This window comes from Sporosarcina sp. NCCP-2716, assembly GCF_023707985.1.
Classification (GTDB): Bacteria; Bacillota; Bacilli; order Bacillales_A; family Planococcaceae; genus Sporosarcina.
Genome location: NZ_BRCF01000013.1, coordinates 25,759 through 44,369, shown reverse-complemented (window position 1 = coordinate 44,369; position 18,611 = coordinate 25,759). Strand labels below are relative to the sequence as shown.

20 protein-coding genes are annotated in these 18,611 nt (G+C 54.3%); 18 read left to right on the top strand and 2 right to left on the bottom strand.

Annotation, left to right across the window (positions count from 1 at the left end; genetic code table 11):
• The first annotated feature begins 99 nt into the window (after positions 1–99).
• From NFU03_RS15280 to NFU03_RS15270, 3 genes are all read left to right on the top strand, one after another.
• Positions 100–861, top strand: coding sequence for a ParA family protein (locus NFU03_RS15280; protein ID WP_251639987.1), 762 nt, complete (start codon positions 100–102; stop codon positions 859–861).
• A complete protein-coding gene (locus NFU03_RS15275) occupies positions 854–1,696 on the top strand; it encodes a ParB/RepB/Spo0J family partition protein (protein ID WP_251639986.1) in 843 nt (280 codons plus the stop codon). Before NFU03_RS15280 ends, NFU03_RS15275 begins: the two co-directional genes overlap by 8 nt.
• 62 nt (positions 1,697–1,758) lie before the next feature.
• Positions 1,759–2,469 carry a DUF554 domain-containing protein gene (locus NFU03_RS15270; protein ID WP_251639985.1) on the top strand — a complete coding sequence of 237 codons (711 nt, stop codon included), beginning with the start codon at positions 1,759–1,761 and terminating at the stop codon, positions 2,467–2,469.
• On the opposite strand, the gene yyaC is transcribed toward NFU03_RS15270, so the two are convergent.
• Entirely contained in the window at positions 2,374–3,015 is a 642-nt protein-coding gene (gene yyaC, locus NFU03_RS15265; protein WP_251639984.1) for a spore protease YyaC, read from the bottom strand. The genes NFU03_RS15270 and yyaC overlap by 96 nt on opposite strands.
• Positions 3,016–3,136: 121 nt before the next feature.
• On the opposite strand from yyaC, the gene NFU03_RS15260 reads away from it, so the two are divergent.
• A complete protein-coding gene (locus NFU03_RS15260; RefSeq protein ID WP_251639983.1) occupies positions 3,137–3,340 on the top strand; it encodes a DUF951 domain-containing protein in 204 nt (67 codons plus the stop codon).
• 91 nt (positions 3,341–3,431) lie between these two features.
• A complete protein-coding gene (ychF, locus tag NFU03_RS15255; RefSeq protein WP_251639982.1) occupies positions 3,432–4,532 on the top strand; it encodes a redox-regulated ATPase YchF in 1,101 nt (366 codons plus the stop codon).
• 41 nt (positions 4,533–4,573) lie between these two features.
• Here the strand turns inward: ychF and NFU03_RS15250 are convergent, their stop codons facing one another.
• Positions 4,574–5,155, bottom strand: coding sequence for a DUF3267 domain-containing protein (locus NFU03_RS15250; protein ID WP_251639981.1), 582 nt, complete (start codon positions 5,153–5,155; stop codon positions 4,574–4,576).
• Between the two features lie 153 nt (positions 5,156–5,308).
• On the opposite strand from NFU03_RS15250, the gene rpsF reads away from it, so the two are divergent.
• The 13 genes from rpsF to NFU03_RS15185 all read left to right on the top strand — a co-directional run bounded on the left by rpsF (position 5,309) and on the right by NFU03_RS15185 (position 18,558).
• Positions 5,309–5,599, top strand: coding sequence for a 30S ribosomal protein S6 (gene rpsF / locus NFU03_RS15245; protein ID WP_251639980.1), 291 nt, complete (start codon positions 5,309–5,311; stop codon positions 5,597–5,599).
• 44 nt (positions 5,600–5,643) lie between these two features.
• Complete coding sequence (gene ssb / locus NFU03_RS15240) at positions 5,644–6,165, top strand: single-stranded DNA-binding protein (RefSeq protein WP_251639979.1); 522 nt, start codon at positions 5,644–5,646, stop codon at positions 6,163–6,165.
• Positions 6,166–6,209: 44 nt separating this feature from the next.
• On the top strand, positions 6,210–6,449 hold the full coding sequence (rpsR, locus tag NFU03_RS15235; RefSeq protein ID WP_251639997.1) for a 30S ribosomal protein S18: 240 nt from the start codon (positions 6,210–6,212) through the stop codon (positions 6,447–6,449).
• A 202-nt stretch (positions 6,450–6,651) separates the two neighbouring features.
• Positions 6,652–7,593, top strand: coding sequence for a YybS family protein (locus NFU03_RS15230; protein WP_251639978.1), 942 nt, complete (start codon positions 6,652–6,654; stop codon positions 7,591–7,593).
• Between the two features lie 12 nt (positions 7,594–7,605).
• Positions 7,606–9,576 carry a DHH family phosphoesterase gene (locus NFU03_RS15225; protein ID WP_251639977.1) on the top strand — a complete coding sequence of 657 codons (1,971 nt, stop codon included), beginning with the start codon at positions 7,606–7,608 and terminating at the stop codon, positions 9,574–9,576.
• 2 nt (positions 9,577–9,578) lie between these two features.
• A complete protein-coding gene (gene rplI, locus NFU03_RS15220; protein ID WP_251639976.1) occupies positions 9,579–10,025 on the top strand; it encodes a 50S ribosomal protein L9 in 447 nt (148 codons plus the stop codon).
• A gap of 15 nt (positions 10,026–10,040) precedes the next feature.
• The gene (gene dnaB / locus NFU03_RS15215) at positions 10,041–11,393 is read left to right on the top strand and encodes a replicative DNA helicase (RefSeq protein WP_251639975.1); all 1,353 of its coding nucleotides are present in this window, start codon (positions 10,041–10,043) and stop codon (positions 11,391–11,393) included.
• 125 nt (positions 11,394–11,518) lie between these two features.
• Entirely contained in the window at positions 11,519–12,808 is a 1,290-nt protein-coding gene (locus tag NFU03_RS15210) for an adenylosuccinate synthase (RefSeq protein WP_251639974.1), read from the top strand.
• 253 nt (positions 12,809–13,061) lie between these two features.
• Positions 13,062–13,772 (top strand): response regulator YycF, encoded by a 711-nt coding sequence (gene yycF / locus NFU03_RS15205; protein WP_251639973.1) that lies wholly within the window; start codon positions 13,062–13,064, stop codon positions 13,770–13,772.
• A gap of 3 nt (positions 13,773–13,775) precedes the next feature.
• On the top strand, positions 13,776–15,608 hold the full coding sequence (walK, locus tag NFU03_RS15200) for a cell wall metabolism sensor histidine kinase WalK (RefSeq protein WP_251639972.1): 1,833 nt from the start codon (positions 13,776–13,778) through the stop codon (positions 15,606–15,608).
• Positions 15,605–16,939 (top strand): YycH family regulatory protein, encoded by a 1,335-nt coding sequence (locus tag NFU03_RS15195; protein ID WP_251639971.1) that lies wholly within the window; start codon positions 15,605–15,607, stop codon positions 16,937–16,939. Before walK ends, NFU03_RS15195 begins: the two co-directional genes overlap by 4 nt.
• The gene (locus NFU03_RS15190) at positions 16,926–17,744 is read left to right on the top strand and encodes a two-component system regulatory protein YycI (RefSeq protein ID WP_251639970.1); all 819 of its coding nucleotides are present in this window, start codon (positions 16,926–16,928) and stop codon (positions 17,742–17,744) included. Before NFU03_RS15195 ends, NFU03_RS15190 begins: the two co-directional genes overlap by 14 nt.
• A 25-nt stretch (positions 17,745–17,769) precedes the next feature.
• Positions 17,770–18,558, top strand: coding sequence for an MBL fold metallo-hydrolase (locus NFU03_RS15185; protein ID WP_251639969.1), 789 nt, complete (start codon positions 17,770–17,772; stop codon positions 18,556–18,558).
• Positions 18,559–18,611 lie beyond the last annotated feature (53 nt).

The window sequence follows — 18,611 nt, the reverse complement described above, 5'->3', positions numbered from 1 at the left end:
ATTCGTACCAATTGGACGCAGGTTTTGGTAAACTGATAGGTAGAACAACGGTCAGTATGTATAGTTCCTTCACAAGCTGGAAAGAAAGCAGGTGCACGTTTGGGCAGAATCATTGCAATAGCCAACCAGAAAGGCGGCGTCGGTAAGACAACAACTTCCGTCAACCTCAGCGCCTGCCTTGCACATATCGGAAAGAAAGTACTGCTTATCGACACGGACCCGCAGGGCAATGCGACAAGCGGCGTTGGCATTAATAAAGGGGATGTTCAAAATTGCATCTACGACATCCTTATCGACGATGTCGCCGTAAAGGATGCGATCTTGCCGACCAAAGTACCGAATCTCGACTGCGTGCCGGCAACAATTTCGCTTGCGGGCGCTGAAATTGAGCTCGTTTCCACCATCTCGAGGGAAGTGCGCATGAAGCACGCCATCCAAGAAGTGAAAGAGGACTACGATTACATCATCATTGACTGTCCTCCATCGCTCGGACTGCTGACGATCAACGCACTCACAGCTTCAGACGCCATCATCATTCCAGTGCAGTGTGAGTATTATGCATTGGAAGGATTGAGTCAGCTGTTGAGCACGATCCGTCTTGTCCAGAAACACTTGAATGATCAGCTGGTCATCGACGGTGTCTTGCTGACGATGTTCGACGCACGGACTAATCTGGGCATCCAGGTCATCGACGAAGTGAAAAAGTATTTCCAGGACAAAGTATATAGAACGATCATTCCGCGGAATGTGCGATTGAGTGAAGCACCCAGTCACGGAGAACCGATCATCATCTATGATTCACGATCGCGGGGCGCGGAAGTTTACTTAGAGCTGGCAAAGGAAGTGGTCCACAATGGCTAAAGGTCTTGGTAAGGGCATAAACGCACTATTCCCGGGGGAGTCGCTTGCAAAGGCGGAAACCGTTGAACAAGTCAACTTGAAGAGTATCACGGTCAATCCGTATCAGCCGAGGAAACGGTTCGATGAGACGGCGATCGAGGAATTGAGCGCCTCCATCAAAGAACACGGCGTCCTCCAGCCGATCATCGTACGCAAAGTCGGTTCCGCGTATGAGATCGTCGTCGGCGAACGCCGTTACCGTGCAGCAAAACTGGCGGGACTGAAGGAAATCCCTGCGGTCGTCCGGCAGCTGACGGATACAGAATCGATGGAGCTCGCCATCTTGGAAAACCTGCAGCGGGAAGATCTGTCACCTATCGAAGAAGCGGAAGCGTATCAGAACCTGATGGACAGTCTCGGGTTGACGCAGGAACAGCTGGCATTCCGGTTAGGCAAGAGCCGGCCGCACATTGCGAACCATATCCGGCTGCTCGCGCTGCCGGAAAAAGTGCGGAAGTGCATTACGGACGGAAAACTTTCCATGGGGCACGGCCGGACACTGCTCGGTCTCCGCAAAAAAGAGCAGATCAGTATCATCGCTGAGAAGACGATGAAAGAAGGACTGAACGTCCGCCAGCTGGAAGCGCTTGTCCAGAAACTGAATGAAAATGTTTCACGTGAAACAACGAAGAAGAAAGAAAAGAAAGACGTCTTTCTGATTGAGCAGGAAACGACACTGAGAGAACATTTCGGTACGAATGTATCCATCAAGAAAACGAAAAACAGAGGGAAAATCGAAATCGAGTTTTTCTCTGAAGAAGATTTCGAGAGGATCATCGAATTACTGAATGACTGAACGTGTACCTATTTCGCGCTTGCGGAATAGGTTTTATTTTTTAGAATCGGGAAGTGGTTGTCTTGGTGTTATACGGTACACTTGTAAATGTAGCGCTTATTGTAGCAGGATCTCTGATCGGCAGGATTTTTAAAAACATTCCCGACCGTATGAAAGAGACAGTCATGTATGGAATTGCGTTAGCTGTCATGGCAATTGGAATCCAGATGACATTTGAAAGTACGCAGCTGCTTATCGTCATCATCAGCATTGTGATCGGTGCGGTCATCGGAGAATGGCTCGATGTCGATAAAATGATGGAAAGGGCAGGGAAATGGCTCGAGTCAAAAATGCCTGCCCGGGAAGACGGCCTCGGCATCTCCCAAGGATTCGTCACAGCGACGATGATCTTTGTCATCGGGTCCATGTCGATCATCGGAGCCATCGACAGCGGTCTTCGGAACGATCACTCCGTCCTGATGATGAAAGGGATCATCGATGGATTCACGGCGATCATCCTGAGCTCCACGTTAGGGATCGGCGTCATTTTCGCTGCGATCCCCGTGCTGCTGTACCAGGGGGTCATCACACTGTTCTCCACGCAGATCAGCCGGTTTGTGCCGGATGACCTGCTGCAGCTGTTCATCTCGGAAATGACAGCAACGGGGGGACTGATGATCCTGGCGATCGGTATGAACCTAGTCGGCCTGACGAAGATCCGCGTAGCGAATTTCATCCCGGCGATTGCCGTTGTGGGTGTAGTTGTCACGGTTGTGTACCTGTTTGGACTTTGAACGGCCGTGCGCAAGCTGCAGCGCACGGGAGACAGTCCGTCCCATTTCGTAAGATAGATGGAGACGCGTGCTTTGAAGCACCGAGTGTTCCATGAACCCGCCGATGTTGACGACGCCTTTGACAGACAGATCGCCGACGGACGGGAGGTCTTTTCCGACGGCTTTGCCGGGATGCAACGGACCGTTCTGAAGGAGAAGCTGCCCGACGGAATCGCTTTTGCCGAGACAGGCATCGATCGCTACGATGAACGCATCGGGATAGCGGCTGCTGATGATCTCCACGGTCTGTTCAAGATTCAGTGCGTGGAGCGGGTCTTCAAGCGTGCCGACGACCTGGAAGGGGAACAACCGGTTTTCGGACAGCTGCGAACCGATAAGCGGACCGAGCGCATCGCCTGTGGAACGGTCGGTGCCGATGCAGAGGAACAGCACCTCCTTGGTCGCAAAGGGGATATGCTCCAGGAACAGGGTGCTTAATTTCCAGACAGCACCTGTCTCTTTGTAGTGGATACGGGTGTTCAGTTCAACAGCTTCGAGTTTTTGCATAATCAGTCTCCTATCCAGCAATAGTAGTAGGAATGTGCGGTGTCCTGAAGTATACTCAAAGAAAAGCCGGATTATACGCCGGCGGAACAGCATGTATGCATGAGAACGGGAGGGGAAGAGTGTGGAGACCAAACAGTTCGGACTGAATGATATCGTCGAGATGAAGAAACAGCATCCGTGCGGAACTAACTCCTGGAAGATCATCCGCATGGGTGCCGACGTGCGCATCAAGTGCCAGGGGTGCGGGCACAGCATCATGATTCCGCGCAACGACTTCGCTAAGAAACTGAAGCGGGTCACCGAGCAGGCACCGAAGGAAGACTGAATGGACAGAACCGCCAGCTCTCCTTATAATGGAAGAGTTGCAAGTATAGAAGAACAGTATGATTTGATATAGATGAAAGGTTGGGAATAGTATGGCATTGACGGCTGGTATCGTCGGACTTCCGAACGTCGGGAAATCCACCTTATTCAACGCAATTACAAAAGCAGGAGCAGAAGCGGCAAACTACCCGTTCTGTACAATCGACCCGAACGTCGGCATCGTGGAAGTGCCCGATGAGCGGCTTCAGAAACTGACGGAACTCGTCATACCGAAGAAGACCGTACCGACTGCGTTCGAATTCACGGATATCGCCGGGATCGTCGAAGGGGCAAGCAAAGGAGAAGGGCTCGGCAACAAATTCCTCTCCCACATCCGGGAGACGGATGCGATCTGTCAGGTCGTCCGCTGTTTCGCAGATGAAAACATTACCCATGTCAGCGGGAAAGTGGACCCTCTTTCAGACATCGAAGTGATCAACCTGGAACTCGTCCTCGCCGACATGGAAAGTGTCGACAAACGGCTGCAGCGGGTGACAAAGATGGCGAAGCAGAAGGACAAGGATGCAATGGCGGAAGAACCGGTGCTGCTGAAACTGAAAGAAGCATTCGAAGCAGGGGAGTCCGCGCGTTCCGTCGACTTGACGCCGGAAGAAAAAGCGGTCGTCAAAGGCATGCACCTGCTGACCATCAAACCGATGCTCTACGTCGCGAACGTAGCGGAGGACGAAATTGCGGATGCGGACAACAACGAATACGTGCAGGCCGTCAAAGACTTCGCCGTGAAGGATAACGCGGAAGTCATCGTCGTCTGTGCGAAGATCGAGGAAGAGATGGCGGAGCTCGACGAAGACGAGAAGCAGATGTTCCTGGACGAGCTCGGTATCGCGGAGTCGGGTCTCGACCAGCTTATCCGCGCAGCATACCAGTTGCTCGGTCTGGCAACGTATTTCACGGCCGGTGTACAGGAAGTACGTGCGTGGACGTTCCGCAAAGGGATGAAAGCGCCGCAATGTGCGGGCGTCATCCATACGGACTTCGAACGGGGCTTCATCCGTGCGGAAACCGTCGCGTACGATGACCTCATGGCTGCGGGCTCCATGGCCGGTGCGAAGGAAGCCGGGAAGGTGCGGCTTGAAGGGAAGGAATATGTCGTGCAGGATGGCGACGTCATGCTGTTCCGTTTCAACGTATAAGAATGATGAAAGGCCGTGAGAATATATCTCACGGCCTTTTCCTATATGTCTGATGACGATGACTGCACGGGCTCATGCAGATAGAGCCTCGGTCGTTCGGGATCGTCCTTGACGAGCCACTCATCCGGATAACGGCGCAACTCCCGGTACATCGCGAAATCGCCGGCCGCTCCGCCGATCAGCAGCCCGCCGAGCCACAGCCAGACACCGTCGGACAAGTACAGGCCGATCAATGCAGGAACAACCCCCGTCGTCCAGAACGGCAGAAGCAGCGCCTTGCGGATCGCCCGGTTCGTCATCCACTCATCCGTCGTCGCATAGGCGATTCCGAGTTTCAAGTTGACGCCGACGATCATCTTGCGCCACGGCACCCCGGCAAACACCCGGAACCCAACCAGATGGAACAGCTCATGGACAACAATCAGGACGATATAACCGACGACGACAGCGAGAACTCTCCAGACCGACACGGAAAATGACAGCGGCTTCCCGAGAAACAACCCGATCAGCAAATCAGCCGCAAACAGCCCCGCAACCGACCAAACCGTCAGCCACATCCCCTGCTTCGCCACCTTCGGCAGATCCAAATCAACAATTGCAGAAGGCTCACTCGAAGGCTTCATACTACCACAACCTTTTTAATGCAACTATCCATCACCAACGCTTGTATTACGTACAGACCTATGATAATATATATTGATGTGAGTAAACAAATTTACTTACTCCTTGCCCGCTGTAAAGCAGCAGGGCCCAAGTCCATAAGGAGGTGACTACAGATGAGAAAGTATGAAATTATGTACATCATTCGCCCAGGTGTTGAAGACGAAGCGAAGAAAGCATTGATCGAACGTTTCGACGGAGTCTTGACTTCTAACGGTGCGGAGATCATCGAGTCGAAAGAGTGGGGCAAGCGCCGTCTTGCATACGAAATCGACGACTTGCGTGAAGGGTTCTACCAATTGGTAACACTCAACGCAGAAGGATCGGAAGCAATCAACGAATTCACACGTCTTGCGAACATCAACGAAGATATCATTCGTCACATGAACGTTCGTCTCGACGCATAATAGCGATAACTGTTTGAAAAAATGATGAGGGAGGTTGAATTCTGATGATTAACCGTGTCGTATTGGTCGGCCGATTGACAAAAGATCCTGAACTCAAATATACACAGAGCGGAATCGCGGTAACCCGCTTTACGCTGGCCGTCAACCGGCCATTCTCGAACCAGCAAGGGGATCGGGAAGCGGATTTCATCAACTGTGTGGCTTGGAGGAAACAGGCGGAGAATACTGCGAATTTCCTGCGCAAAGGAAGTCTTGCAGGAGTGGATGGACGAATCCAGACGAGCAATTTCGATGGACAGGACGGCAAGCGTGTGTTCATGACGGAAGTCGTGGCAGACAGCGTGCAGTTCCTCGAACCGAAAAATGCGAACACGGACCGTCCGGGCTCCCAGGGCGGGGCTCCATCGTATGGAAACCAGCAGTCCGACCGTCCGTATAATCAGAATCAGCAGCAGAATCAGCCATCTTATCAACCGAACCAGCAAAACTATACACGTACGGATGATGACCCATTCTCATCAGGCGGCGGTCCGATCGAAGTATCGGATGACGACTTGCCGTTCTGATCTGAACCATTCTTCAGCAGCCGTACGAAGAAGGAGGAGAAACGATTATGGCACCACGTCGTGGAGGAAAAAGACGTCGTAAGGTATGTTATTTCACGTCTAACAATATTACACACATCGACTATAAAGATGCAGACCTGCTCAAGAAGTTCATTTCGGAGCGAGGAAAAATCTTGCCGCGCCGCGTAACTGGCACAAGCGCGAAGTATCAGCGTAAACTGACTTCCGCTATCAAACGCGCACGGATTATGGCTTTGCTACCATTCGTAGCAGAAGACAAATAAGAACGAATTTCAAAAACCGCCTTGCCGTCCCGTCCAACCGGGGGCAGGGCGGTTTTTTTCCTTCTCTGCAAAATGGGGAACGGCTGTGTGGTTTTGGTTTCTCCACCCTAATCATGATACAATCAGAGGAGGATATCCCGCCGAAAACGCGGAAAGTATGTCCCAGATAGAAGACGTATGACGAACCGGAGGAATCCAACTTATGCAAGACAATGCAAGGAAACTGACCTACGGAGCGATGATGATCGCCTTGTTTGCGGTACTGTTTGCAGTCAGTCTCTACATCCCGCTTCTCGGAAGTGTGACTCTCTTCTTCATTCCGCTTCCGATATTACTTTACCGGCTCCGCTATGACCGGAAGGCAACGCTGCTCGTTGCAGCGGCAGCTCTCCTGATTTCAGCGATTACAGGAGGGGGCCTGCTGTCCATTCCGCCTGCATTGACTTTCGTGCTCATCGGCTTCGTGCTCGGTGAGACGGTCCGGACAGGGAAATCGAAATTCTACACAATGATGGCGGCTGCCACCGCCCTGCTGCTTTCACTGGTTGTTACATATGTAGGCGGTGTCCTGTTCTTCCAAGTGAATGCAATCGACTCGATGATGGATATGTTCCAGGATGCACAGCAGAAGATGACCGAATTCATGGCGGATAAGGGGACTCTCCCGAAAGATGCCCAGACGATCATCGAGGATACATTCCAGTATTACCGTTCGACCATTCCGGCAATGGTGATGCTCGCTTCCCTCTTCGGCGGTTATTTGTTCGTCGCAGCGAATTTCTATGTCGCCGGACGTGTCGGGGCTGACGTGAAGAAATTCCCGCCCTTCCGTGACATGAAGCTTCCGTTTTTGACCATCGTGGTTTACGCACTGGTGATCCTGCTGCCGTTCATCTTAGGCGGCGATACTTCGTCAACCGGGTATCTGGTCTATTTGAACGCCATCGTCATTTTACGGTTCGTTTTCCTGCTGCAGGGCCTTTCACTGATCTACTACTTCCTGCATGCACGCAAGCTGCCTCGGGCGATAACGGTCATTGCGACCTTATTCGCATTGATGCTTAACCCGATGACGATCCTGCTCGGCACCCTTGACACGGCCATTAACATCCGCGCTTGGATCGGACAGGACAAGGCGAATTAGGAGGAGGAGACCATGACATCATTTTTTAGAAAACGGGCGATCCGTTATCCACTGGCAGCTGTCTCACTCCTCGGCATCGTGGCGGCAGTGTTTCTTTTCATGCTCAACTTCTGGGTCGGCCTGATCTATGCGGTGCTGTTTTTCGCGCTGATCGGCTCGATGTGGAAAGTGGAAGAACAGACGTACGTCGATACCGAAAAGCATATTGAAACGATGTCGTACCGCATGAAGAAAGTGGGCGAAGAGGCCTTACTGGAACTGCCGATCGGCATCATCCTGCTGAACGAGAAGCAGTTCATCGAATGGGCGAACCCGTATGCGGCGCACATATTCGGTGAGGAGTCGCTCATCGGCGAAGAACTATTCGAGCTGTCGGAGCAGTTCCGGCCGCTGCTGAAAGACGAACTTCCCGATGATCTGCTGCTGACGGCAGGTGAACGGTCGTTCCGGCTCGAGTACAAAGCCGAGGACCGTCTGATCTACCTGTTCGACGTGACGAAGAAACGCCGGATCGAGTCGCTGTATTATGCGGACCGGACGGTGATCGGCATCCTGCTCGTCGACAATTACGACGAACTGGCACAGACGATGGACGACCAGACCCGGAGCCAGCTGAACTCGCTCGTCACCTCGCTCATCAACAGCTGGGGGGCGGACAACGGCATCTTCGTGAAACGGGTGGCGTCCGACCGGTTCATCGCTGTGTTCAATGAATCAATGCTCAACGAGCTGGAGAAGAACAAATTTGCGATTCTGGACGATGTCCGAGAAAAAACTGCGAAACAGAGCAACGGCCTGACGCTCAGTATCGGCGTAGGCGCCGGATCCCCGTCCCTAATCGAACTCGGGGAACTGGCCCAGTCGAGTTTGGACCTTGTCCTCGGGCGCGGCGGCGATCAGGTCGCCATCAAGCGTTCGGACGGCAAGCTGAAATTCTTCGGCGGGAAGACCAACCCTGTCGAAAAGCGGACACGGGTCCGTGCACGGGTCATTTCCCACGCGCTGCGTGACCTCATCCAGGGCAGTGACCGGATCTTTGTCATGGGGCACAAGATGCCGGACATGGATGCGATCGGTGCTGCAATCGGCGTCCGGAAGATGGCCCGCATGAACAATGTGGAAGGCTACGTCGTCGTGAACTTCGATGAACTGGACGCAAGCGTCAACCGGCTGATCCAGGAAATCGAACAGGATCCCGAACTGTACGAGCACTTCATCCACCCGGACGAGGCGATCTCCAAAATGACCGGCAGATCGCTCGTCGTCATCGTGGACACCCACAAGCCGAGCATGGTCATCGACGAACGGGTCATCGAGAAAGCGGAGAAGCTCGTCGTCATCGACCATCACAGGCGCGGGGAGGAGTTCGTCCAGAATACGATGCTCGTCTATATGGAGCCGTATGCATCGTCGACCGCGGAACTGGTGACGGAGCTGATCGAATACCAGCCGAAGAACGAGAAACTGACGATGCTGGAATCGACGGCGCTGCTTGCCGGTATCGTCGTCGATACGAAGAGTTTCACGCTCCGCACCGGCTCCCGAACATTCGAGGCGGCCTCCTACCTCCGGACGAACGGAGCGGATACCGTCCTCGTGCAGCGGCTGCTGAAAGAGAATATCGATACGTATATCGAACGGTCGAGACTGATCGAGACCGTCGAGATCATGGATGGCGGGGTGGCGGTCGCGAAGGGCAAGAACGGCCAGCCGTACAACTCGGTGCTCATCGCCCAGACCGCGGACATCCTGCTGACGATGCAAGGAGTATCCGCCTCGTTCGTCATCGCGCCGCGTTCCGACGGTAAGGTCGGAATCAGCGCCCGTTCACTCGGTGAACTGAACGTCCAGCGGGTGATGGAACAGCTCGGCGGCGGCGGTCACCTGACCAATGCCGCAACCCAGCTCGCCGTCGACTCCGTCGAAGAGGCGGAAGCCCGGTTGAAACAAGTGATTTTGGATGACCAAGAAAGGGGAGATTGATCGTGAAAGTGATTTTTCTGCAAGATGTAAAAGGCAAAGGGAAAAAAGGGGACGTCAAGGAAGTATCGATCGGATACGCGCAGAACTTCCTCCTGAAAAACAAAATGGCTGTCGAGGCGACGCCTGCTGAGCTCAGCAAACTCGAAGGCCAGAAGAACCGACAGGCGAAAGACGCTGCCGAGGAACTGGCGGAAGCGGAAAAGCTGAAAGAGACGATCGAACAGCTGACAGTCGAACTGAAAGCGAAATCCGGAGAGGACGGCCGCCTGTTCGGTTCGGTCACCTCGAAGCAGATCGCTTCCGCACTTGAAAAACAGCACGGCATCAAGATCGACAAACGCAAGATGGAACTGCCGGATGCCATCCGGGCGCTCGGCTATACGAACGTGCCGATGAAACTCTACCATGACGTGAATGCGGTATTGAAAGTCCATGTAACGGAAGAATGATGAGGAGATAGACGGATGGACCAAATGATGGATCGTATCCCGCCGCACAATAACGAAGCCGAGCAGTCAGTCATCGGCGCCATCTTCCTCGAGCCGCAGGCACTCATCACGGCGGCCGAGATCCTGATGGCCGAGGACTTCTACCGGACGGCGCATCAGCGGATCTTCACGACGATGCTGAGCCTGAGTGACAAGGGACAGGCGATCGATGTGGTGACGGTCACGGAAGAACTGTCTGCCAAGAAGGAACTGGAGGATGTCGGCGGGATTTCGTATTTGACGGAAATCGCGAATTCGGTCCCGACGGCAGCCAACATTGAACATTACGCCCGGATCGTCGAGGAGAAAGCACTGCTCCGCCGCCTGATCCGGGTGGCGACAACAATCGTGGAAGACGGCTACACCCGTGAAGACGAGGTGGAGGAACTGCTGTCGGAAGCGGAGAAGAAAATGATGGAAGTGGCCAACCGCAAAAACGCGGGCGACTTCCGGCACATAAAGGACGTACTGGTCGACACCTATGACAACATCGAGATCCTGCATACCCGCAAAGGTGATATCACCGGCGTGCCGACCGGCTTCCGCGATCTCGATAAGATCACAGCAGGCTTCCAGCGCAACGATCTGATCATCGTAGCGGCCCGTCCTTCCGTCGGGAAGACGGCGTTCGCCCTGAACGTTGCGCAGAACGTCGCAACAAAGACGGATGAGAATGTCGCGATCTTCAGTCTTGAGATGGGGGCTGAGCAGCTCGTCATGCGGATGCTTTGCGCGGAAGGCAACATCGACGCTTCCGTTCTCCGGACAGGGAACTTGGAGGCGGAGGACTGGCGCAAGCTGACGATGGCGATGGGCAGTCTGTCGAACGCCGGGATCTTCATCGATGACTCACCCGGTATCCGGATCAACGAAATCCGGTCGAAATGCCGGCGGCTGCAGCAGGAACACGGCCTCGGCATGATCATGATCGATTACTTGCAGCTCATCATGGGCAGCGGACGCTCCGGTGAGAACCGGCAGCAGGAAGTATCGGAAATCTCCCGGTCGCTGAAAGCATTGGCCCGTGAGCTGAAAGTGCCCGTCATCGCTCTGTCGCAGCTGTCCCGGGGTGTGGAACAGCGTCAGGATAAACGGCCGATGATGTCCGACCTTCGGGAATCGGGAAGTATCGAGCAGGATGCCGACATCGTCTCCTTCCTCTACCGGGAAGACTACTACGACAAAGAGACCGAGAACCAGAATATGATCGAAATCATCATCGCCAAGCAGCGGAACGGCCCGACCGGTACAGTGACCTTGGCATTTGCAAAAGAATATAACAAGTTTTTGAATATCGATTGGTCACAGCATGACTCATTTGGCGCCTAAACACGAATGTGAGAGAATAGCAGTTCTCTAACGTTCGTGTTTTTTCTTGACGTGTGATGCGGAACTTGGTACAATGAAAGCTGTTTGAATGAGGATGCAGACGCATCCAGCGGAGGTGCTTTAGAATGCCATCAGTAGTTGTTGTCGGAACACAGTGGGGAGACGAAGGGAAAGGGAAGATCACCGATTTCCTTTCAGAGAACGCAGAAGTCATCGCACGTTACCAGGGCGGAAATAACGCCGGTCACACGATCATCTTCGGCGGGGACACATATAAACTTCACCTTGTACCATCCGGCATTTTTTATAAAGAGAAGACATCTGTCATCGGGAACGGCATGGTTGTCGACCCGAAAGCGCTCGTCAGCGAATTGAAAGGCTTGCAGGACCGCGGCGTCAATACGGACAACCTGCGCATCTCGAACCGTGCGCACGTCATCCTGCCGTACCACTTGAAGCAGGACCTCGTGGAAGAAGAGAGCCGCGGGGAGAACAAGATCGGCACGACCGGTAAAGGGATCGGGCCTGCGTACATGGATAAGGCAGCACGCGTCGGCATCCGTATCGCCGATCTGCTCGACCACGAAGTGTTCGAAGCAAAATTGCGCATGAACCTGCAGGAAAAGAACCGCCTGTTCGAAAAGATGTACGATACGGAAGGCTTCAAACTCGAAGACATCCTGGAAGAGTACTACGGCTATGGCCAGGAACTTGCGAAGTACGTCACCGACACATCGAAAGTGCTGAATGACGCATTGGATCAGGCACGCCGTGTGCTGTTCGAAGGCGCACAGGGCGTCATGCTCGATATCGACCAGGGGACATACCCGTTCGTCACATCATCCAACCCGGTAGCGGGCGGCGTCACAATCGGTTCCGGTGTCGGCCCGACGAAGATCGACCACGTCGTAGGTGTCTGCAAAGCGTACACGTCACGCGTAGGCGACGGCCCATTCCCGACCGAACTGTTCGACGAAATCGGCGATCAAATCCGTACGGTCGGTAAAGAGTTCGGAACAACGACAGGCCGTCCGCGCCGCATCGGCTGGTTCGACTCCGTCGTCATCCGCCACGCTCGCCGCGTCAGCGGTTTGACGGATCTCTCGGTGAACTCGATCGACGTCCTGACCGGCCTCGATACAGTTAAGATCTGTACAGCGTACGAATACGAAGGGGAAACGATCACAGAGTACCCTGCGAACTTGAATATGCTCGCGAAGTGCACACCGATCTATGAAGAAATGCCGGGCTGGTCGGAAGACATCACCCAGTGCAAGTCGCTCGACGAACTGCCTGACAACGCCCGTCACTACTTAGAGCGCATTTCCCAGCTGACGGACGTGACGATCTCCATGTTCTCCGTCGGCCCAGACCGCACACAGACCAACGTCATCAAAAGCGTCTGGCGCGCATAATCAGAACTTGAAAAACCGCCTTTTGGCCAGCTGCTGCAGCAGGTCGGAAGGCGGTTTTTTCCTTGTCAGTAATTTCGACACGATCTGCGGAATATTTCCCGGGAAATAGTTCCCGGACATAGGATAAACCCTATTCTGAACAGTGTTCATGACCTGTACTAGAAAGGATTGGAACGTGCGAAAACCCTTGAAGAATGGTAGAGTGAAAGGATACCAAGTAAATGTGCCGACTCGGCCGGAAAGGGTAGAATAGATGCAAAACAAAACGATACTCGTCGTCGATGACGAGAAACCGATTGCGGATATATTGGAATTCAACCTGAAAAAAGAAGGGTTTACGGTCTTCACAGCTTATGACGGAGAAGAGGCACTGGAGAAGGTGGAGGAAGTGCAGCCGGACATCATGCTGCTCGACATCATGCTGCCGAAGCAGGACGGCATGGAAGTGTGCCGGGAAGTGCGGAAGAAGTATGATTTCCCGATCATCATGCTGACGGCGAAGGACTCGGAAATCGACAAAGTGCTCGGCCTTGAGCTAGGCGCCGATGACTATGTGACGAAGCCGTTCGGGACACGGGAACTGATCGCCCGCGTGAAAGCGAATTTGCGGCGCCATCAGAAGACAGCGGCTGACGAAGCGGAAGAAACGACAAACGATATCGCCGTCGGCAGCCTGGTCATCCAGCCGGACGCCTACCTGGCCCAGAAACGCGGCGAAACGATCGAACTGACGCACCGCGAATTCGAACTGCTCCATTACTTAGCCAACCACATCGGACAAGTCATGACGCGCGAGCACTTGCTGCAGACTGTCTGGGGCTACGACTATTTCGGCGATGTCCGGACAGTCGACGTCACCATCCGCAGACTGCGGGAGAAGATCGAAGACACGCCGAGCCATCCGACATGGATCGTGACGCGCCGGGGTGTCGGTTATTACTTGCGTGACCCAGAACAGGAGTGACCCATGAGAAAAGTAGGGTTCTTCAACTCCATACACGTCAAGTTCGTGCTGATCTACGTCATGCTCATCCTGCTGGCGCTGCAGATCATCGGTCTGAACTTTTCCAGGGGGCTTGAACAGACGCTGAAAAAGAACTTCACCACATCCATCGAGGACCGCATCAATCTCGTCGAGTTCAGTGTGCGTGAAGAGATGTTAAAAGAACGGCCTTCGGACGATCCGTCACTCGAGTCGAGTCTGCGGACCGTCCTTACTGGGTTCAGTTCGGCAGATATCAACGAAGTGCTCGTCATCGATTCGAAGTACCGGATCTTGGCGTCATCGGTACTGGATCACCAGAAGACACTTGTCGGGCGTAAATCGACGGAAGACATCGTCAAACGGGCGATCATTTCGGAGACACCCTCCCCGCAAGTGATCAAGTACAGCAAGAAGACGGACGGCCGGGTGCTCATCCGCGCATTCCCGATCATGAACGGCAGTGAAGTCATCGGTGCCCTCTACGTCGAGTCCAATATCGAGAAAGTGTTCACGCAGATCGATCAAATCAACCGCATCCTTGCGGGCAGCGCCGCCGTCTCCCTGACGATCACGATCATCATCGGCATCTTCATCGCCCAGACGTTCACACGGCCGATTTCGGACATGAGACGTCAGGCACAGGCGATGGCCAAAGGGAACTTCTCCCGGAAAGTCCGCGTGTACGGCAACGATGAGATGGGGCAGCTCGCAATCGCATTCAATCATCTGACAAACCAGCTGCTCGAGTCCCAGTCGACGACGGAAGCCGAACGGCGGAAGCTCGCCTCAGTACTTGAAAACATGACGGACGGCGTCATCTCAACGGATAGGAAAGGCCGCGTCAGCCTCATCAACGACTCCGCGCTCAACATGCTCGGCATGACGAGCGACCTTGTGCTCAACCGGCCGATCACCAATCTGCTCGGCATCGAGAAGGAGTATTCGTTCGAAGACCTGATCGAGATGCGGGAGTCCATCCCGCTCGACTTCAGCACGGAGACCGAACCGTCGATCCTGCGCGCGACATTCTCGGTCACGCAGCGGGAGACCGGTTTCGTCAACGGACTGATCATCGTGCTGCATGACAATACGGAGCAGGAGAAGATCGACATGGAACGCCGTGAATTCGTCTCGAACGTCTCCCACGAGCTTCGGACGCCGCTGACGACGATGCGGAGCTACCTGGAAGCGCTGGCGGATGGCGCGTGGAAGAACGAAGACATCGCGCCTGCCTTCCTGAACGTCACCCAGACGGAGACCGAGCGGATGATCCGACTCGTCAACGACCTGCTGAAGCTTTCCCGAATGGACAGCAATGAGTACGAGCTGAACACGGAATGGGTCGACTTCAGCACGTTCTTCAATTCCATCATCGACCGCTTCGAGTTTTCTAAATCCGAAGACGTCAGCTTCCGCCGGATCATCCCGCCGGAGGACCTGTTCGTCGAAATCGACACGGACAAACTGACGCAGGTCATCGACAACATCATTTCGAATGCACTGAAATACTCTCCGGACGGAGGCATCGTCCGCTTCCATGTCGCGGTGCTCGAGGATTCCATCCGTGTCAGCATCTCCGACGAAGGGCTCGGCATCCCGCCGTCGAACGTCAACCGCATATTCGACCGGTTCTACCGGGCGGACAAAGCACGATCCCGCGCGATGGGCGGAACAGGCCTCGGCCTCGCCATCGCCAAAGAGATGATCAACGCCCATGGCGGCAGAATCTGGGCGCACAGCGTCGAAGGGGAAGGGACAACGATTCTCTTCACCCTTCCGTACGAACAGCACGATGAGGGGGAATGGGATGTATGAGACATATCGAAACGATTAAATCCGTCGTCCTCTTCCTGCTCGTCATGCTCAGTATCACGTTCACGTTCTCCATTTGGACCTACGCACCAAAGTTCGAGACGATCGATCCGAATCAGGCCGTCGACGGCGCCGTCACCGACGTGACCTACAAGAAACCGGTTGCCGACATCGTGCTCCCTTACAAATGGGTGTTCAAGCAGGATGAAGGCGAGCTGTACGGCACGACCGATCCATTGGACATTAAACCGGTGCTGTCCGAAATGGCCCGCTGGAAAGTGTTCGATATGACCGCGGCAGACCAGCAGATGACACCAGACGAGCTGAACAGCCTGCTGACCCGCCAGAACCAATACACCCTCTACTACCCGGGGGAGGTGCCGATCGGCGCGTACAAAGACGTACTGGAAATCGAAGATAAAAACATCGCGCCAATGCTTTTCGACCGGATCATCGTCAACTGGAATCCGCAGGACAGCCTGCCGGAAGTCCATTTTGTCAGCACGGTCAGCAGAACGCATTACAAAGCGAAAGTGAAGATGGACGACACTCAGCAATTCCAGAAATCCGTCCTTACGAAAGGGCAGAAACTCGCCCGGTACAAGGAGATCCCGGTCAGCGGCGGCCGCATGCTGACAGTGGCGGACGAACCGGTTGAACTGACCCACTCGACCTACATCGTCGAGGAGATCAATCCGACCCTGTTCAAGGACGCCCTGTTCAATGATCCGAATGCGGTGCGCCGCAATCTCGTCGGGACGAACTCCGAGGAATACGGGGACGACCATGCGCTCATGAACGTCAATACGAAGACGAAAGTGCTGAAATTCGTCTATCCTCCGGAGAGCCTCGCAATGGCGGACCCATCGGAACTGATGACGACCGCCATCGAATTCGTCAACGACCATAGCGGGTGGACGGACGATTACCAGTATTCCTATATGAAACCCGCGAGCCGCACGATCCGTTTCCAGCTGCACGACAACGGACTGCCGGTGTTCAGTGACATCCCGAACGAAACGGAGATCACTGAAAAACTCGGAGACAGCCGGGTCTTCCAATACAGCCGTCCGTACTACACGCTCAATGCACCCATCAAGACCTACAGTAAGACACTGCCGCCTGCGACGGAAGTGGCCCGTGTGCTGCTGGAAACGGAGGGAATCGAACCCGCCTCCCTCGAGGAGATCAAACCCGGCTATCTATTGCTGCATGACACTGAAGCGGGCGTCATGAAACTCGAGCCGTACTGGTTCTATTCCGTAAAAGGAAGCTGGGAAGTCTTCAAAGAGGACCAGGCGAGGAAAGGAGGCGGCCTTCTTGGATTGGAGTAAAACGAAGACGATCTTCATCATCGTCTTTTCCATTCTGAACGTCTTCCTGTATTCGCTCTACCTGAACCGCAACGCCGATATCCAGAACGTGGAGGTGCTCGGGAAAGCGTCGATGGAAGACGTCCTGGAGCAAGAGGACATCACGTACAAGCTGCCGCCGTTCATCGACAAAGAAGCTTCGTTCGTCTCCGCGGACATCGTGGACTTCAACAAGGAATCCCTGAAGGACCTGAAAGGGCAGAAGACGTTCATCTCAGGCGATAACGTGCTCACCTCGACGCTTACCGACAAAGTGACGCTCGACGAAGTGAAGAAGGACGATTTCAAATCGTTCCTCTCCCAGTACGTCCTGAACGGCTCCGAATACGTCCTGTGGAAAGTGGACGACGAAGAACGGACAGCAGTCTTCTTCCAGCAGTTCAACGGCCGTCCGATCTACTACAGCCCGAGCGCCATGCTGACGCTGACGTGGAACGACAGCGGTGAAATCCGCCATTACGACCAGCGGATGCTGAAAGACTTCTCGAACTTCAACAAGAAGGATCTGCTGTCGCCGCTCGACATCATCGGCTCCCTCGCCTCCCGCGGCCTGCTGAAAGCGGGTTCGGAAGTGACGGACGTCAAAATGGGCTACTCGACGCTCGTCCGTCTGACCGAAACCCAAGTATTTGCACCGACGTGGGACGTTCAAGTAAAATTGAAGGATGGGGAGACGGAGCATCATTTCCTCAATGCCAATGAAGGAAAAGTCATCGAGTTCCAGCTCGACAGTGAAGTTCCGGAGAACGAAGAGGAACTGGAATAAGGAGCTTGGATAAGGAGTCCTAACAATGCGATTCAGTATACTTGCCAGTGGCAGCACTGGGAATTCAATTTATATCGAAAATGACACAGGCGCCTATTTGGTGGATGCCGGGTTCACAGCGAAACGGATCGAAGCCCAGCTCGCGAAGATCGGCCGCTCCATGAAAAACGTCAATGCCATTTTTGTCACTCATGAACACAGCGACCACATCAAAGGCGTCGGCGTCCTTGCGAGGAAACACGGGATCCCGGTCTATGCCAATGAAAAGACGTGGCAGGCGATGGACAACCTCGTCGGTGACGTCGCTCTTGATCAAAAGCACCACTTCGACATGGAGACGGTGAAATCGTTCGGTTCGCTGTCCGTCGAGTCGTTCGCCGTATCGCATGACGCAGTGGATCCGATGTTCTACGTGTTCCATGAAGCGGATCGGAAACTCGCGATCATCACGGACACCGGCTACGTCAGCGACCGCATGAAAGGCATCATCCGGAGCGCAGACTCGTTCGTCTTCGAATCGAACCACGACGTCGGTATGCTGCAGATGGGCCGCTACCCATGGAACGTCAAGCGCCGCATCCTGAGCGACGTCGGCCACGTCTCGAACGAGGACGCCGCCGTCGCCATGAGCGACGTCATCAGCCAGAAGGAAACGCAGATCTACCTGTCCCACCTGAGCCGCGACAACAACATGAAAGACCTCGCCCGCATGAGCGTGGAACAGACCCTGCAGACATGCGGCATCACCGTCGGCGAGTTCGTCCACCTGCACGACACGGACGCCGAGAACCCGACCGGCCTGATCACCGTATGACCGAAGCCTCCCCAGCGGATAACGCTGTGGGGGTTTTTTTTACGTGCTGCTGT

What these genes read in the sequence shown, in the direction of transcription:
- NFU03_RS15275 (WP_251639986.1), top strand. Translation starts at nt 854, where the DNA reads ATGGCTAAAGGTCTTGGTAAGGGCATAAACGCACTATTCCCGGGGGAG.
- yyaC (WP_251639984.1), bottom strand. Translation starts at nt 3,015, where the DNA reads ATGCAAAAACTCGAAGCTGTTGAACTGAACACCCGTATCCACTACAAA.
- ychF (WP_251639982.1), top strand. Translation starts at nt 3,432, where the DNA reads ATGGCATTGACGGCTGGTATCGTCGGACTTCCGAACGTCGGGAAATCC.
- NFU03_RS15250 (WP_251639981.1), bottom strand. Translation starts at nt 5,155, where the DNA reads ATGAAGCCTTCGAGTGAGCCTTCTGCAATTGTTGATTTGGATCTGCCG.
- rpsF (WP_251639980.1), top strand. Translation starts at nt 5,309, where the DNA reads ATGAGAAAGTATGAAATTATGTACATCATTCGCCCAGGTGTTGAAGAC.
- ssb (WP_251639979.1), top strand. Translation starts at nt 5,644, where the DNA reads ATGATTAACCGTGTCGTATTGGTCGGCCGATTGACAAAAGATCCTGAA.
- NFU03_RS15230 (WP_251639978.1), top strand. Translation starts at nt 6,652, where the DNA reads ATGCAAGACAATGCAAGGAAACTGACCTACGGAGCGATGATGATCGCC.
- NFU03_RS15225 (WP_251639977.1), top strand. Translation starts at nt 7,606, where the DNA reads ATGACATCATTTTTTAGAAAACGGGCGATCCGTTATCCACTGGCAGCT.
- dnaB (WP_251639975.1), top strand. Translation starts at nt 10,041, where the DNA reads ATGGACCAAATGATGGATCGTATCCCGCCGCACAATAACGAAGCCGAG.
- NFU03_RS15210 (WP_251639974.1), top strand. Translation starts at nt 11,519, where the DNA reads ATGCCATCAGTAGTTGTTGTCGGAACACAGTGGGGAGACGAAGGGAAA.
- yycF (WP_251639973.1), top strand. Translation starts at nt 13,062, where the DNA reads ATGCAAAACAAAACGATACTCGTCGTCGATGACGAGAAACCGATTGCG.
- walK (WP_251639972.1), top strand. Translation starts at nt 13,776, where the DNA reads ATGAGAAAAGTAGGGTTCTTCAACTCCATACACGTCAAGTTCGTGCTG.
- NFU03_RS15195 (WP_251639971.1), top strand. Translation starts at nt 15,605, where the DNA reads ATGAGACATATCGAAACGATTAAATCCGTCGTCCTCTTCCTGCTCGTC.
- NFU03_RS15185 (WP_251639969.1), top strand. Translation starts at nt 17,770, where the DNA reads ATGCGATTCAGTATACTTGCCAGTGGCAGCACTGGGAATTCAATTTAT.